This is a genomic window from Halomonas shantousis (genome assembly GCF_054654615.1).
Genome location: NZ_BAAIER010000002.1, coordinates 640,214 through 656,320 on the forward strand (window position 1 = coordinate 640,214; position 16,107 = coordinate 656,320).

General features: G+C 63.4%; 12 protein-coding genes. 7 read left to right on the forward strand and 5 right to left on the reverse strand.

Annotated features, from left to right (window positions below):
* Positions 1 to 209: 209 nt before the first annotated feature.
* Positions 210 to 1,865: a fatty acid--CoA ligase gene (locus tag ACYQ12_RS03685; protein WP_459867868.1), complete on the reverse strand. Its 1,656-nt coding sequence runs from the start codon at positions 1,863 to 1,865 to the stop codon at positions 210 to 212.
* Between the two features lie 251 nt (positions 1,866 to 2,116).
* On the opposite strand from ACYQ12_RS03685, the gene trmB reads away from it, so the two are divergent.
* The 3 genes from trmB (at position 2,117) to dacB (ending at position 4,752) form a co-directional block, all read left to right on the forward strand.
* Entirely contained in the window at positions 2,117 to 2,848 is a 732-nt protein-coding gene (trmB, locus tag ACYQ12_RS03690) for a tRNA (guanine(46)-N(7))-methyltransferase TrmB (RefSeq protein WP_459867871.1), read from the forward strand.
* 68 nt (positions 2,849 to 2,916) lie between these two features.
* Positions 2,917 to 3,246: a DMT family transporter gene (locus ACYQ12_RS03695; protein WP_459867874.1), complete on the forward strand. Its 330-nt coding sequence runs from the start codon at positions 2,917 to 2,919 to the stop codon at positions 3,244 to 3,246.
* Positions 3,247 to 3,327: 81 nt separating this feature from the next.
* On the forward strand, positions 3,328 to 4,752 hold the full coding sequence (gene dacB, locus ACYQ12_RS03700; protein ID WP_459867877.1) for a D-alanyl-D-alanine carboxypeptidase/D-alanyl-D-alanine endopeptidase: 1,425 nt from the start codon (positions 3,328 to 3,330) through the stop codon (positions 4,750 to 4,752).
* Between the two features lie 72 nt (positions 4,753 to 4,824).
* Here dacB and ACYQ12_RS03705 read toward each other — a convergent pair whose 3' ends face one another.
* Positions 4,825 to 5,670 carry an MBL fold metallo-hydrolase gene (locus tag ACYQ12_RS03705; protein ID WP_459867880.1) on the reverse strand — a complete coding sequence of 282 codons (846 nt, stop codon included), beginning with the start codon at positions 5,668 to 5,670 and terminating at the stop codon, positions 4,825 to 4,827.
* Positions 5,671 to 6,348: 678 nt separating this feature from the next.
* On the opposite strand from ACYQ12_RS03705, the gene ACYQ12_RS03710 reads away from it, so the two are divergent.
* Both ACYQ12_RS03710 and ACYQ12_RS03715 read left to right on the forward strand, forming a co-directional pair.
* Positions 6,349 to 7,878, forward strand: a complete 1,530-nt coding sequence (locus ACYQ12_RS03710) for a sensor domain-containing diguanylate cyclase (protein ID WP_459867883.1) — start codon at positions 6,349 to 6,351, stop codon at positions 7,876 to 7,878.
* A gap of 73 nt (positions 7,879 to 7,951) precedes the next feature.
* On the forward strand, positions 7,952 to 9,685 hold the full coding sequence (locus ACYQ12_RS03715; protein ID WP_459867886.1) for a putative bifunctional diguanylate cyclase/phosphodiesterase: 1,734 nt from the start codon (positions 7,952 to 7,954) through the stop codon (positions 9,683 to 9,685).
* 37 nt (positions 9,686 to 9,722) lie between these two features.
* On the opposite strand, the gene ACYQ12_RS03720 is transcribed toward ACYQ12_RS03715, so the two are convergent.
* Complete coding sequence (locus ACYQ12_RS03720; protein WP_459867889.1) at positions 9,723 to 10,700, reverse strand: MDR family oxidoreductase; 978 nt, start codon at positions 10,698 to 10,700, stop codon at positions 9,723 to 9,725.
* A 238-nt stretch (positions 10,701 to 10,938) separates the two neighbouring features.
* Here ACYQ12_RS03720 and ACYQ12_RS03725 point away from each other — a divergent pair, with 238 nt between their 5' ends.
* Positions 10,939 to 11,310 carry a diacylglycerol kinase gene (locus ACYQ12_RS03725; protein ID WP_459867892.1) on the forward strand — a complete coding sequence of 124 codons (372 nt, stop codon included), beginning with the start codon at positions 10,939 to 10,941 and terminating at the stop codon, positions 11,308 to 11,310.
* A gap of 26 nt (positions 11,311 to 11,336) precedes the next feature.
* Here the strand turns inward: ACYQ12_RS03725 and ACYQ12_RS03730 are convergent, their stop codons facing one another.
* Complete coding sequence (locus ACYQ12_RS03730) at positions 11,337 to 11,948, reverse strand: nucleotidyltransferase family protein (protein WP_459867895.1); 612 nt, start codon at positions 11,946 to 11,948, stop codon at positions 11,337 to 11,339.
* A complete protein-coding gene (locus ACYQ12_RS03735; RefSeq protein WP_459867898.1) occupies positions 11,945 to 12,922 on the reverse strand; it encodes an XdhC family protein in 978 nt (325 codons plus the stop codon). Before ACYQ12_RS03735 ends, ACYQ12_RS03730 begins: the two co-directional genes overlap by 4 nt.
* 172 nt (positions 12,923 to 13,094) lie before the next feature.
* On the opposite strand from ACYQ12_RS03735, the gene glnE reads away from it, so the two are divergent.
* The gene (gene glnE / locus ACYQ12_RS03740) at positions 13,095 to 16,097 is read left to right on the forward strand and encodes a bifunctional [glutamate--ammonia ligase]-adenylyl-L-tyrosine phosphorylase/[glutamate--ammonia-ligase] adenylyltransferase (RefSeq protein WP_459867901.1); all 3,003 of its coding nucleotides are present in this window, start codon (positions 13,095 to 13,097) and stop codon (positions 16,095 to 16,097) included.
* Positions 16,098 to 16,107 lie beyond the last annotated feature (10 nt).

Consider the following 16,107-nt stretch of genomic DNA (forward strand, 5'->3'; position numbering starts at 1 on the left):
GCGGACGGAAGGCCGCTCTCTGGAACACCGGCACATGACCCAAGCCATGCGTCACGTTCACGCTGGACTTGAGCCATGACCGATATTTCGATTATGGAGCGAAATGATAGCACTCGTGTACCAGACTCGTCATGCCGGTACCGAAGGGGAGCGCGTGGAGACTGGTGCGGGAAGCGCGCGGGACGGGGCCGCGCGACTTCCGGAGAGGATCAGGATTGCGATGGCTGTTCGCGCAGGCGCTTCTTGTCGAGTTTGCCGACGCTGGTCTTGGGTAGCTGCTCGACGCGGGCAATGGTATCGGGTAGTCCCCAGGCAGGCAGTTCGCCTGCCGCCACGCCCTCCTCGAGCAGGGCGCGCAGCTCCGTATCGAGGTCGTCGCCGGCCTGCGGGGCCACGACAAACGCCAGGGGACGCTCGCCCCACTTGGGGTCGGGGATACCGATGACGGCGCACTCGGTGACCTGCGGATGTCGGCTCAGGCGATTCTCCAGGGCCAGCGAGGAGATCCACTCGCCACCGCTCTTGATCACGTCCTTGAGCCGATCACGAATCATCAGCCAGCCGTCACCGTCCAGGGTGGCCACGTCACCGGTATGCAGCCAGCCGCCGGACCACAGGGCCTCGCCAGCCTGGGGGTCGCCGAAATAGCCCTGTGTCAGCCAGGGAGCCCGCACCACCAGCTCGCCGCTGGTTCGCCCATCGCGGGGCTGCGATTGGCCTTCGGCATCGACGATATCGAGTTCGACCAGCGGTACGGTGCGCCCGGTCATGATGCGCAGATCGTCAGCCTCTGCGCTGTCCTTCTGCAGTTCGGGTGGCAGCAGTACGCAAGTCAGCAGCGGACAGGTCTCGGACATGCCATAGGCGGCGCGCACGTCGGCGCCGAGAGCGCCGGCGCGTCGAACCAGACCGGCGGTCAGAGCGCTGCCGCCGATGATGACCTTCCAGCCGTCAAGCCGGGCACCGGCCTGTTCCGCGGTGTTCAACACCATGCCCAGCAGGGTCGGTACGCAGTGGGAGAACGTCACCCGGTGGCGCTGGATGAGTGCGAGCAGACGGGCAGGGTCGTAGCGTCCCGGATAGACCTGGGTCAGCCCCATGGCGGTGGCCGTGTAGGGCAGCCCCCAGGCGTGGACATGGAACATCGGCGTGATCGGCATGTAGACGTCGCGCCGCGACAGCAGGTTCTCGCCGGACAGGTTCAGCGATCCCATTTCCGACAGGGTATGCAGTACCAGCTGACGATGGGAAAAGAACACACCCTTGGGCTTGCCCGTGGTGCCGGTGGTGTAGAACAGCGTGGCGGTCTGCTGCTCATCGAAGGTGGGAAAGGTGAAGCCTGTCTCGGCTGTCGCCAGCCACTGCTCGTATTCGGCCCATACCGGCACGCCGCCCAGTGTCTCGGGCAATTCGCCGGCCTCGTCCTCGAGAATCACGATGCCGCGCAGCCGGGGCAGGCGTGGCGCCAGCGATTCGATCAGCGGCAGGAAGTCGCGATGCACCAGCACCACACTGTCCTCGGCATGTTCCAGGGTGTAGTGGATCTGCTCCGGCGCAAGGCGAATGTTTACCGTGTGCAGCACTGCACCCAGCATGGGAATGCCGAAAAACGTCTCGAGATAGCGATGGCTGTCCCAGTCGAGCACCGCGATGCGCTCTCCCGCCTCCACGCCCCGGGCCGTCAGCGCCGCGCCCAGACGATGCACGCGTTCGTTGAGGTCGGCGTAGCTCAGGTCGTGCTCGCCGTGATGAATGCGGCGTCCATCGGCCTGGTGCAGGCTGTTGGCCAGCAGGCGATGAATCAGCAACGGCATGTCATGAGCTTGCCTGGCGGGGATGAAGTCGCGTTCGTAGCGCTGGGTCATACGGTCTCCTGACGGGCGCAGACGTGGCGCCGGATATGGGGTGGCAGAGCGGCGTGAAACGTCTGTCAGCGTAGATCGAGCCCCGCAAAACGGAAATTAAACAATTGTTTGAGAAAGTCGTTGGGGCGGGGTATATTTAAACGGCTGTTTGAGTCATACGAGTATTCGTGGCGCGTCCGCCTGGGCCGCGCCATTTTTTTGCCTGCCGGGCTTGGTAGAATGGGGTCCCATTCGCCAAGACTCGCCTGTCCATGCACGCCAATTCCCGCGCTATCGTCACCAATCAGACCGGCCCCCATGAGGCGCTGGAACGTCGCGTGACCCGAGCGCTTTCGCACCCTCTGCGCAAGCCCGTGGCGGCCCACACCCGAGAAGCGTTCGAGGCGGCCGCGTTCTGGTATGCCGCGCAAGCGCGGCCTCTGATCCTCGATGCCGGTTGCGGCGTAGGCGTCTCCACCCGTCGGCTGGCAGCGGCATTTCCCGAACATGCGGTGATCGGTATCGATCGCAGTGCCGACCGGTTGTCCCGTGATCATGGCGCGCTGCCTGCCAATGCGCTGCTGGTACGTGCCGATCTGGTGGACTTCTGGCGCCTGGCGCTGGCGGCCGGCTGGCAGCCGGAGCGCCACTATCTGCTTTATCCCAATCCTTATCCCAAGGCGGCTCATCTCAAGATGCGCTGGCACGGTCATGCCGTCTTTCCGGCCCTTCTCGCGCTTGGCGGATATCTGGAACTACGTTCCAACTGGCGGCTGTATGTGGAGGAGTTCGCTCTGGCCATGGCGTATGCGACCGGTCACCGGCCCGAGGTGGAGCGCCATGTGCCGGCGGATGGGTTCCTGACACCGTTCGAGTCCAAGTATCATCGCAGCGGTCAGACGCTATGGCGCCTGGCGGCGTCTCTTCCCCACCGGCCGATGCCTGCCGCGTCCTGTTCCGGAATCGACGTGCCGCCTGGCGAAGAGACGCCCGACACCCCATGAAGGCGTGCGCCAGGCCTTGGTTCTGCGCCCAGGTCCACCACAAGCCAGGTTCACCACAAGGAAGTTGCATGAGCTATCTCTTTCTGGCAATTGCCATCATCGCCGAGGTCATCGGCACCAGTGCGCTGAAGGCGTCACACGAGTTCACTCGTTTCTGGCCCAGCGTGCTGGTCGTGGTGGGGTACGCCACGGCGTTCTACATGCTGACGCTGGTGCTGCGAACGATGCCCGTGGGCATCGCCTATGCCTTCTGGGCCGGGCTGGGCATCGTGCTGGTCACGTTGATCGGCATGCTGATCTATGGCGAGAAACCGGATCTGCCGGCCATCCTGGGGCTGGTCTTGATCGTCTCGGGCGTCGTGGTGATCCAGGTGTTCTCGAAAATGGCCTCGCATTAGGCACCTTTTCATCGCTATCACGGCCATGCAGCCCGGTACCATGACCTTCTCGGAGTTCTCCCTGCGGAGCGAATCGCATCCATGTCACGACTGTTGTGTTTACTTTTCCTGTTACTGCCCCTGTCCGCCCTGGGGACCGGGTTCGACAATGTCTCGTCCCTGGCCGGCAAAGGCTTCGCCATCAGTGCGCAGGCGCGGCTGCTCGACAGCGACGAGACGCTGGGGGCACTGGAACCGGAGCGGCTGCTCTCGCCGGCCTCCGTCTCCAAGCTGTACATTTCGGCGGCTGCGCTGGATCGCTGGGGCCCGCAGCACCGGTTCACGACCCGCTTCGTGACCACCGGTCACCTGGATAGCCAAGGCGTGCTGCATGGCGATCTGGTGCTGGAGGGCGGCGGCGACCCGGCCCTGGTATCCGAGGATCTCTGGCGCCTGGTCCAGGGACTGAGGCAGCAGGGCGTGAGCGCAGTGACCGGTCAGCTGGTCATCAGCCAGTGGCGCTATGGCCCCGTGCAGTGCATCACTACCGACCGCTGCAAGTCGCGTGGTCGAACCGCCAACGCCTACAGTGCGCTGCTGTCTTCGGCGGCAATCAACTACGGCAGCTGGTGCACGAGCGTCATGCCGGGTGCCAGCGTAGGGGCCCCGGCGAGAATCACCGCCTGCGATTCCGCAGTGCCCATCACCCGGGTGAAAAATACGGTCACCACAGTCGCCGCCGGCGGCGGCACCGGGCTGAGTGCCGAGCGAGTCACCGATGCCCGGGGCGATACCCTGCGTATCAGCGGCAAGATTGCCCTGGGTGCCCAACCGCAACTGGTCTATCGGGCCAGCTCCGATCCCGCCATCCAGACCGGTGAAACCCTGCTGGCGATTCTGGAGCAGGCCGGCATCGATGTCAGCAGCTACACCACCAGCGAAACGGCGCCTCCTGGAACGGCCCGTCAGTTGGCTGCCATCGATGGCAAGCCACTGCAGGAGTTGCTGTTGCGCACCCTCAACTATTCCAACAATTTCATGGCCGACACCTTGAGTCTCAATCTCGTGTCACAGCCGCATGCCGATCTGGCGCAAGGCGCCTCCGAGATCGAGCATTTTGCCGAAGCCTTGCCGGGACATGGCCCGCTGATCATGAAAAGCGGCAGTGGCCTGACACCGGAGAATCGCGTCTCGGCCCAGGGCGTCAATGCCCTGCTGGCGGCCATGTATCAGCGCCCGGCACTGTTTCCGACCTTCGTCGCCGGTATGCAGCTGCCGGTCAACGGCCCGATGCGTTTCATCCGCCGCGGCAGCGACACTTTCCAGAACCATGTCATGCTCAAGACCGGTACGCTCAACCAGCCAGTCTCCGTACGGGCCCTGGCCGGCTATTTTCGTACCGCGACCGGACGCTGGGGAAGCTTCTCGGTGCTGGTCAATGGCACGGCCAAGACACCCTATCTGACCTGGTCCCAGGTGCTCGAACCGGTGTCGCGCGACCTCACCGCGATGATCGAAGCCAACTGAATTGCCGCGGGTCCGCCATACGTGCTGCTCGAAGCCCTTCCTCGGAAGGGCTTTTTCATCGAGGATCGCGGGTCAATGGTCGGGAACGTCCCGCCCATGGGCGGGCAGGGCAATCTCGTCGAAGCATCGCGCCAATGTGTCGAGCCCGTCACGCAGTGCCTCCCTGGCCATGGGCATGCCGTGTCCGGTCATCGCCACGCTGGGGCGTAACGCCGCCAGCCGCTGTACGGAGGCGCGGGCGGCATCCCAGTCGGGGGTGAAGTAGCGGGGCGGCCCGCTGATCTCCTGATGCTGCGTCAATACCTTGAACAGTGCATCCTGACGAACGGTGACGAAAGCGTCTCCGGCGATCAAGGCGTGATCGTCGTCACGGAAGAACGACACGTGCCCCGGCGTATGGCCTGGCGTATGCACCCAGCGCCAACCCGCCATGCCTGGCACGCTGCCGTCGTCGGGGAGCGTCCGGACGATCCCTTGAAGATCCACGGGCTCGCTGGGGAAGAAGCGCGAAAGCTTGGCCACGATGCCACCCTGCACGCTGGGGTCGGGGTAGGGGTAACGCTGTTGGCCGGTCAGGAAGGGCATTTCCAGTTCGTGGGCATAGACGGGGACATCCCAATGCTCGGCCAGCTCTAGAACGGAGCCGACATGGTCGAAATGCCCATGGGTCAGAATGATCGCCCGGGGGCGGGCGTAGGCGCCGAAACGCTCCTCGGCGGCCCGGATGATCATGTCCGCCGAGTGGGGCATGCCACTATCGATCAGTACCCAATCCCCCGGCGTGCCGGGAAGCCCCACGAAATAGACATTCACGATCTGTACGGTCAGCCCTTGTATATCCGGCAATACGGGCATGGGCGATCCGCTCTTGAGAGACGTCATCGGCAGGTGCACGTCATGCAGCGGATTGTGTGGCATGAGGCCTCCTTGGGCTAGGTCCTACTGGCCGAAAGTCGATGGAAGCGAAAGATCATTCATTCAAGTCTAGGCGGCTCTTGGGAATCAGCGAGCACAAGCCGAACGGAAGAGAACATGACTTCGAGGCGCGACGATAGTGTGAGTGTCTTTAATACATGAACCTCCGCTAATAAGAGTGGGTTGGGTATAATACATTCGTTTTAATCATGAAGTGTTACTTAATAGTGAGTTAAATATTCACATTCTTGGTTTTGTAGGTAGCCATAAATATCAGTGGGTTAAGTTTTGTTAAGAAAAAAATTAAGAATATTTTTCCACGTAAGCAAGGACTTGCGAACTTAGCTAAGTTAAATTAGGAATGTTGCGTTTATAAATGCTTTTTTTTATTTTATATTGTTGTTGACGATATTAGTGTAAGAAAGTAAATATAGTTAGAGTAAAAGGATGTACGTTACGACTGGTATCAGGAAAACAGGTTTCACCGGGGCATGCGATAAGGAGTCTCCTTTGCCGACTCGGATCTCCTGATACTGGGCTCGACCGGCATTTGTTTAGGAATTCATGGCGTACGCATCCTGCGTCTGCCTGCGTAAAAATGAAGACCTTAACGCCTCGGCAGAATCAGGCAGGGGAGTACTCCCCATGCATTGATCCGCTAGCAGGCAAGGAGCCTTGCCCGTGATACCCCCAGCGCTTCGTCAATCACTCGAAAACTGCGCGACACTGCCTTCCCTGCCTACGGTTGTTCAGCGTGTCATCGAGCTGGCTCGTGACCCCAATACCAACGTACAGGAGATCGGAGCGGCCATCAGCAATGATCCGGCGCTCTCGGTGCGTCTGCTGTCGCTGGCCAATACGGTCTTCTACGCCGCTGACCGACCCGCGGAAGACCTCCGCCAGGCTGTCAATCGGATCGGAATCGAGCGGACCCTGTCTCTGGCGCTGGGGTGCAGTCTGGTCTCGGCAACCGGGACCCAGGACGCCCCTGGCCTGAACCTGGAGCGCTACTGGCAGCGCTCGCTGATCTGCGCCCTGAGCGCCAAGTCTCTGGCGGAAACCCTCGAACTGGACGGCGAGAGCGGAGCGCTGTTCACCGCGTCGCTGCTGCAGGACATCGGCATGCTGGCCCTGTATGCGGCCGATGCCAAGCATTACCGCCCGCTTCTCGAAAGTGCGCGAAGCCATGAGGAACTCGTGACCCAGGAGCGTCGGGCCTATGGCATCGATCATGCAGAGGTGGGCGGGTGGCTGGCCGAGAAGTGGCAATTGTCCGAGCGAACGGCGCGCTGGATCCGCCACAGCCACGACGGCATGCTCTCCGCCGAGACGCGTAGCCAGCAGTCGACCAACTGCATCATCGCCTCCGGGCTGCTGGCCGATGCCTGGCTGGAGGGCGAGGCATCGCTGAGCGTGGTGATGGCGTCACTGGATTCCCATTTCGGGCTCGAGACACCGCAGATGATCTCGAAGATCATGACGCTGCAGGAGCAACTTCCGGCAGTGGCATCACTCTATCAGGTGTCGTTGCCCGCCCGGTTGGATGCCAACGATCTGATGTTCGAGGCGAAGCTTCTGCTGGCCGAGCGCAACGCTCGCCTGCAGCAGGACCTTGCCCGCCAGCAGAAGGAGATCGAGGCCCTGCGTCAGGAGCATGAAGCGCTCAGTCTCCAGGCCCGCTTCGATCCCCTGACCAAACTCTACAATCGTCTGCATCTTGAAAAACTGCTGCGCTCGCTATTCGACGAAGCTTGTGAAAGCGATCGTCCGCTGACGGTCATCTTCATCGATCTCGACCGGTTCAAGGCGATCAATGACGATTTCGGCCACAGCGTCGGGGACGAAGTCCTCAAGAACTTTGCCTCACTGCTGCGCCACACGCTGGATGACAACAACGGTATCCATGCCGGTCGCTACGGTGGTGAGGAGTTCGTCGTGGCACTGCCTGGCCAAGGCGCCTGCCAGGCCAAGGCATTCGCGGAGCATCTGCAGGCCGAACTCAGCGTGATGCCGCTCTGCCAGGTTCAGGGCAAGTCGATCTATGTCACGGCCTCGTACGGCATTGCGACCACCGAGCAGGATCGGCGATTTTTCAGCTATGGAATCGAAGCGTTACTCAACGCCGCCGACAGAAGCATGTACGAAGCGAAGCGTATCGGCCGCAACCGGATTACGCTTTCCACTCCCGCCCTTTACCCCAATAGCGCTTGAAATGAACGGAGGCGTGCCATCGAGAACGTACTCATCGCAGGACCATGATGGCAGTCAGTGCCAGGAGGATTCGATGACAAAAATCGCACTAGAGAGCCGTCTTCAGATCCAGCAGGTTCGAGGCGCGCTGGAGACCGAAAGGCATCTACGGCAACTCTTCGATCAAGCACCGGGCTTCGTCTGCATCCTGAGCGGGCCCGAACATCTCATCGAGCTGACCAACCGGGCCTACTGCCAACTGGTCGAGCATCGCGAGGTACTCGGCAAGCCGGTAAGAGAGGCTCTGCCCGAGCTGGATGGTCATGAGTTCTTCGAACTGCTGGATCATGTCTACGCCACCGGCGAGGCGTTTTCCAGCGGTGCCATCCCCATGCTGATCCAGCCCCATCCCCAAGCGGCGCTCGTCGAGGCCCACATCGATTTCGTCTATCAGCCGATCGTGGACGACGCGGGGGACGTGACGGGCATCTTCATGCAGGGCAGCGACGTCAGTACCACGCATCAGCCTCATCATCAATCGACTCACGACACCTTGACGGGATTGATCAACCGCCACGAATTCGAGCGTCACCTGCGCCAGACGCTGCTCAACACCCGTCAGTCCGAAACCGAGCATACCCTGCTGTATTTCGTGATCGACCAGTTCAAGGTCGTCAACGACACCTGCAGCCATGCCGCAGGCGATGCGCTCCTGCAGTATCTGAGCAAGCGCCTGCGTTCCTGGGTGCGTTCGAGCGACGTTCTGGCGCACCTCGAGGGGGACAAGTTCGGCCTGCTGCTGACCGATTGCGAAGACCTGCCGGCGCAGCGCAGGGCCGAAGAGCTGCACCGGCTGATCGGCGACATCGAATTCAGCTGGGGGCAGCTCCGATACAGGCTGGCGGCGAGTATCGGTGTGGTCACCTTCGGAGACAGCTTCACCCCGAACAAGCTGCTCAGCGCTGCGGATCTGGCCTGTTTCCTGGCCCGGGAGAAAGGACGCAACCGTGTACACGTGTATCGCCAGGACGACGAGGAGACGTCGGCACGGCTATGCGAAATGAACTGGGTCGGAAGACTCCAGAAGGCGCTGCAGGACGAGCGACTGGTCCTGTTCGTACAGCGCATCGTACCGATTACCGGGCGTCACGCCATGGAATGGGGCGAGGTGCTGCTGCGTCTGCGCGACGAGGATGGCTCGATCGTGCCGCCGATGGCGTTCCTGCCTGCCGCCGAGCGTTACAATCTGATGCCGGCCATCGACCGCTACGTCGTTCAGGCGGCGTTCCGGCATTTCGACCAGCTTCCCGAGGCGACGCGACGACGTACCGCCTATTCGATCAATCTTTCTGGCGCCACGCTGGACGACAAGGAGTTCCTGCAGTTCGTCGAGGAGCAGCTCGCACGCCATCGTGTACCGCCCAGTCAGATCTGTTTCGAGATCACCGAAACGGTGGCGGTAGCCAATCTGACTCAGACGGCGCAGCTGATCCGCTCGCTTCAAGCGCTGGGCTTCAACTTCGCGCTCGACGACTTCGGCAGCGGCATGTCCTCCTTCGGCTATCTCAAGCATCTGCCGATCAACTACCTCAAGGTGGATGGCGAGTTCGTCAAGGGTATCCTCGAAGATGCGGTGAACTGCGCCATGGTCGAGGCGATCGCCAAGGTGGCGGGCGTCATGGGCATCAAGACCATCGCCGAGTTCGTCGAGAGTCAGGCCGAGCTGGATCTGCTCGATTCGATCGGCGTCGATTTCGCCCAAGGGTTCGGTGTCCACAAGCCCGAGCCGCTCCTTGCCGGCTCCGTGGAAACGCTTCAAGGGGTCTGAGCGCGCGGGAGGCGGCCGCTGCCGCCTCCCGGTGGCATCAACGACCTGGGGTGATCAGGACCCGGCCGTGGATTTCGCCGCGCAGCATGGCTTCGGAGCGATCCGCTATGCCATCGAGGCCGATCTCCTCCACCGCCATGCGAGTGAACAATGCGTTGGGAAGCGCCGCGATGCGCTGCCAGGCGGCGCGACGCCTCTCGAACGGAATCATCACGCTGTCGGTACCGAGCAGCGATACGCCACGCAGAATGAACGGCATCACCGTCACCGGCAGCTGAGTGCCGGCGGCGAGGCCAACCGCTGCGACGCGGCCGTGATACATCATCTGCGACAGTACGTTGGCAAGTATGTTGCCGCCCACGGTGTCCACGGCGCCGGCCCAGCGGCCCTTGTCGAGCGGCCTGGGCTCGCCTTCGAAATCGGCTCGGGCATGCAGCGCCTGCGCTCCCAGCGAGGTCAGCCATTCGCCATGGGCGGGCTTGCCGGTCACCGCGTGCACCTCGAAGCCCTCATGGGCGAGAAGCTGCACCGCCCAGCTGCCGACGCCACCACTGGCACCGGTGACCAGTACGGGGCCGTCACCAGGCTCGAGTCCGGCATCCTGAAGGCGCATCACGCACAGCATCGCCGTCAGACCGGCGGTACCCAGCAGCATGGCGTGCCGGGTCGACAGCGGCCCCGGGCAGGGAACCAGCCAGTCGGCATCGACCTTCATCGTCTCGGCATACCCCCCCCAGTAGCGCTCACCCACTCCCCAGCCGGTGAGAATCACCTTGTCGCCGGGACCGTAGCGTGCATCCTCGGATTCACGCACCGTGCCGGCGAAATCGATGCCCGGGACGAAAGGCATTTCGCGGACGATCTTGCCCTTGCCGGTCACCGCCAGGGCATCCTTGTAGTTCAGGTCGGAATGATCGATATCCACGCAAACAGCACGATCCGGCAGCTCGGCGATGTCGAGTGTCTCCACGCGGGCGCGTGGCGTATCGTCAACGAGCTTGAGTACGCGGGGCATGACGCCTCCTGTTGCAATGGTTTTACGGGGAACGTTCGTTCAGGGTAGCCCGTCGGGTTTCAGTGCGGCAACGCGACCAAGGAGGGGGCACGAGCGTTGCTGACCGTCGTTGTCTACCATCGATCCACGGTTCTGCTAGCATCGACGGGTACTTGAACGGTCTCGTTTCGCCACTTGATCAGCTCCGTGAGCCCATCAGCCATTTCGGCATCATGCGATCAGTTGAGGATCCTGCATCATGAAAGCCCGCCATACCGGCATTCGCCATTTGGTGAGTTCGACTCTCTACTCATTGAAAGGTCTGCAGGCAGCCTTTCACAACGAAACCGCCTTTCGACAGGAACTGGGGATCTGTGGGGTCCTGGTGCCGCTGGCCTGGTGGATTGGAGAGAATCCGGTGGAGTGGCTGCTGCTGGTGGGGAGCTGCGTCTTCGTATTGATCGTCGAGCTGCTCAACAGTGCCGTGGAGAACGTGGTCGACCGTATCGGCTCGGAGCATCATGTGCTTTCGGGGCGGGCCAAGGACATCGGCTCGGCTGCGGTCATGCTGGCGCTGATCATGGCGGCGATCACCTGGGTACTGCTGGGCTGGGACAAGTTCTTCGGCTAGCGCTGCAAGCTGGCGATCCCTTTCTCTCATTCCCGTAAATCGGCAGGAAGGTCGACATCGCGATGGATACCGGCATCCTCCACATGGATCTCCCGGCAGGCTACTGCATGGCGGCGCAGCAGTTCGCGGGCTCCCGGCTGGCCGCGGATCAGTGCCATGTCCTTCCAGAAGGCTCGCCCGAACAGGACAGGATGCCCGGGATGCCCGGCATGTCGGGGCCGCAGGATACGACGGGAGCATGCCAGGTCGCGCAACCGCTGGCAGGTGGCTGGCTGTATCCAGGGCATGTCGCCGAGCATGACCGCCGCGGCCACGACCTCCTCCGGCAGGTGGGCATCGAGCGTGAGGAAGGCATCCGCCAGGCTGCTGCCGAGCCCTTCGTCGGCATGCGGGGCACGCAGTATTTCGAGCGTGGACGGGATGCCCAGGGCACTGGGATCATCGTCGTCACGGAGCACCACATGAGTGGCTGCGAAGCTGCGCCGGGCCAGCGCCAGCGTGGCGGAAAGCAGCGTCCGTCCGTCGGGTAAAGAGGCACTGCGCTTGTCTGCGCCGAAACGGCGCGCGCGCCCGGCAGCCATGACCACGGCGATCACCGTCGCCGGCTGGTTCGCGCGGGACCCGGACGTATCCTTCACAGGGCCTCGCGGGGTCTGCCGCGGTGCACGCGCAGAATGTCGGCCATGACGGCCAGGGCGATCTCCGCCGGCGTCTTGCTGCCCAGGGCCAGGCCGATGGGCATGTGAATGCGGGCGATGGCCGCGTCGTCCAGGCCTCCCGAGCGGCGCAGACGCTCGGCACGTTGCGTGGAGGTGCGGTGCGACCCCATGACACCGATGTAGAACGCCGGGGTTCGTACCGCCTCGATCATCGCCAGATCGTCGATGCGCGGATCGTGGGTCAGGGCCACCACGGCGGTGGCGGCGTGACAGCCCCCGGAGGCGATGAACAACGAGGGCAGCACCGCCTGCACCTCGACGCCGCTGACCGTGAAGTCCTTGCGCGCCTCGGCACGGGGATCGCAGACGATGACCTCGAAGCCCAGCATCCTGGCGAATTCGGCGCAGGCTTCGGAGACCGGAGAGATACCGGCAATGATCAGGCGCAGCGACGGGCCGATTCGAACCCGTACGGCGTCGCTGTCCGGTTCGCGCTCGACGCGCGGGCCCTGGCCGCTGTCCTCGACGAAGCGTGCCCGGCCGCTGTCGAGCTGGACGCGGCGCATCAGCGGGCGCTGCCCCAGCAGGGTGGCATGCAGGACCTCGAGGTGGACGATATTCGCCTCGTTCGGCACCAGACGCTCTATCAGGACTTCGAGGATCCCGCCGCAGGGCAGCTGCACCTGAGGCCCATTTTCGGCGCCATCGCCATAGCGGATCACCGAAGCCGGCGTGTCGAAGCTGCCGTCACGCAGCCGGGCGAGAAAGTCCTCCTCCACGCAGCCACCGGACAGTGAGCCGGCATGGGCACCCTCGGCCGTAGCCGCCAGCAGTGAGCCAGGCTCGCGCGGCGAGGAGCCGAAGGTCGCCAGCACCGTACACAGCCAGACCGTCTTTCCGGCATTGGCCCAGGCCAGTGCGCGTTCGATGACTTGCAGGTCGAGATGTTGCATGCCGTCTCCTTGGCTGCGATCCGTCAAAACGGCGTGCCGAGCCACGTGCCCGGTCGCCATCATCGCAGCATAACGGATGCGCTCGATGGGCTCTATGCCGCCGCACACGTCAAGGCCTTCTGCCCACCTCTCGCCTTCGCTATGCTGGAGGGGCACCCGACAGGAGATCGCTATGGTCCTGCCCGAATCCTTTCTTTTCCCGGCGGAATTTCCCGAACCGCTGCGCAGGACGCTGCACAACGTGCAAGCGCACCTCAATGACAGCTTGAAGACGGCCGAGCGCACCGCCCAGGCCTCGGATCGCGAGTCGCCACTGGAGGGCTGGCTGGCGCTTGACGAGTCGCGCCGTCGCGAACTGGCCAGGGTGGTGGCGCTGTCCGATTACGTGGGCGATTCACTGGTGCGTCAGCCGGGTCTGTTGCTGACGCTCGATGCTGGCCAGGAGCTGGACATGCCGCCCGAGCGTGATGCCATGGCGGGCTGGCTGGCCGAGATGCTCGAATCGGCTGCCGACGAGGCGCAGATGCAGGCGTGCCTGCGGCGTTTCCGTCGGGCGCGAATGGTGGCCATCATCTGGCGCGACCTGGCGCGAGCACGCCATCCCGATGGCATGTGGCAGACCGCTGCCAGCGTTTCGCAACTCGCCGAAGTGTGCCTGGAAGGAGCGCTGGTCTGGCTCGAGGAGCACCTGACGCCACGCTGGGGCACGCCGGCACCGCGGGCGGACGGCTCGCCTCAGCGTCTGGTGGTGCTCGGCATGGGCAAGTTCGGTGCCGGCGAGCTGAACCTGTCTTCGGATATCGATCTGATCTTCGCCTTTGCGGAGAAGGGCGAGACGCAGGGCGGGCGCAAGACGTTCGATCACCAGGAGTATTTTACCAAGCTTGGGCAGAAGCTGATCGCTGCGCTGGATAGTGTCACCGCCGATGGGTTCGTGTTCCGTGTCGATATGCGTCTGCGGCCGCTGGGAGACGGCGGACCGCTGGTCGGCAGTTTCTCGATGCTGACCAGCTATTACCAGGATCAGGGCCGGGAGTGGGAGCGCTATGCCATGCTCAAGGCCCGGCCGGTGGCCGGTGACATCGAGGCGGGCCGCGAGCTGCTGGGAGAGCTTAGGCCCTTCGTCTACCGCAAGTATCTGGATTTCGGGGCCATCGAATCGCTTCGAGAAATGAAGTCGCTGATCAATCGGGAGGTCAAGCGCAAGGGGCTGGGGGACAACATCAAGCTGGGGGCCGGCGGGATTCGCGAGGTGGAATTCGTCATCCAGGCCTTCCAGCTGATTCGCGGCGGCCGCGACACGGAACTGCAGGTCACTTCGTTGCGTCAGGCGTTGCAGCGCCTGCCCGCGCTGGGATTGCTGCCTGCGGAAGTGACGGCCGACCTCGAGGCGGACTATGGGTTTCTGCGCGACATGGAGCACGCGCTGCAGGCCCAGCAGGACCGCCAGACCCAGACGCTGCCGGCCGATACGCTGGGACGCGAGCGACTGGCACTGGCCATGGAGGCGGATGACTGGCCGGCGCTGATGGCAAGGCTCGACGAGGTGCGCGGCCGCGTGCAGGGGCATTTCGATGCGGTGATCGCGCCTCCCGAGGACGAGGCCGAGAGCGAACTTGCGCCACAAGCCGAGCAGGGCGGCTATTCGCTCGAGGAACTGCGCGCATTGTGGCGTGGTGAACTGACACCGCAGGAGGCCGCGGGGTGCCTCGAGGAGGCGGGGTTCGCCGAGCCACAAGCGGTGTACAAGCGCCTGGGCGCGCTGCGCCAGTCCCGCCAGGTGCAGAGTATGCAGCGTATCGGCTATGAGCGGCTCGACGCGCTGCTGCCTCTGCTGTTGACGGCCGTGGCGGAGAGCGATGCACCGGATCGGGTTCTCGAGAGAGTTCTGCCGTTGATCGAGTCCGTGCTGCGGCGTACGGCTTACCTGGCACTGCTGCGCGAAAATCCCGATGCCCTGACCCAACTGGTCAGGCTGTGCGAGGCGAGCCCATGGATCGCCGAGCAGCTCGCACGTCATCCGCTGCTGCTTGACGAGCTGCTGCATCCCGCCACGCTCTACACGCCTGCCGACCGGACGCGCCTGGCCGATGAGCTGCGTCAGGCACTGGCGCGTATTCCCGAGGAGGATGAGGAGGCCCAGCTCGAGGCGCTGCGTCATTTCAAGCACGCCCAGGTACTGCATGTCGCCGCCTCGGACATCGCGGGTGCCCGGCCACTGATGAAGGTCAGCGATTATCTCACCTACATTGCCGAGGTCGTCCTGGAACAGGTGCTGGCCATGGCCTGGAAGCACCTGGCCCGCAAGCATGGTCGTCCCCGGCGCCAGGGCGACTCCGGAGGAGAATCGGCCGAGGCGGGCTTCGCCATCATCGGCTATGGCAAGCTGGGAGGCATCGAATTGGGCTACGGCTCCGACCTGGATCTGGTATTCCTGCACGACGGCGCTTCGCAGGGCAGTACCGACGGGCCGCGCACCATCGATAACACGGTGTTCTTCACCCGCCTGGGGCAGCGTGTCATTCATCTGCTCACCGCCGTGACGCCGGCGGGCGCACTCTATGAGGTGGACATGCGCCTGCGTCCTTCGGGCAACGCGGGGTTGCTGGTGACGACGCTCGACGCCTACGCCGACTATCAGCGTCATCAGGCCTGGACCTGGGAGCATCAGGCGCTGGTACGGGCCCGGCCGGTGGCCGGCAGCCCGGCATTGATCGAGCGTTTCGACGCGGTGCGCCGCGAGATTCTCGGCCAGCCGCGCGACCTCGACGCACTGCGCGAGGAGGTGGTCAAGATGCGACACAAGATGCGTGACCACCTCGGCAGTAGCGAAAGTGCCAGGCGGGAGGGCTGGTTTCATCTCAAGCAGGATGCCGGCGGGATGGTGGATATCGAGTTTCTCTGCCAGTACGCCGTGCTGGCGATGAGTCACGAGACGCCGACGCTTCTGGAGTGGAGCGACAACATGCGGATTCTGGAAACGCTGGAGTCGACCGGCCGCCTGGAGGGGGCGGACGCCCGCCGTCTGCGCGAGGCCTATCTGGCCTATCGCAACGCCGCTCACCGCACCGCACTGACCAAGGGGGATGCGCGAGTGCGCGAACAGGATTTTCATGCCTATCGCCAGGCGGTGTGCCACCTCTGGCGAGCATGGCTGGAGCCTGACGATACCTGATCCACAAAAG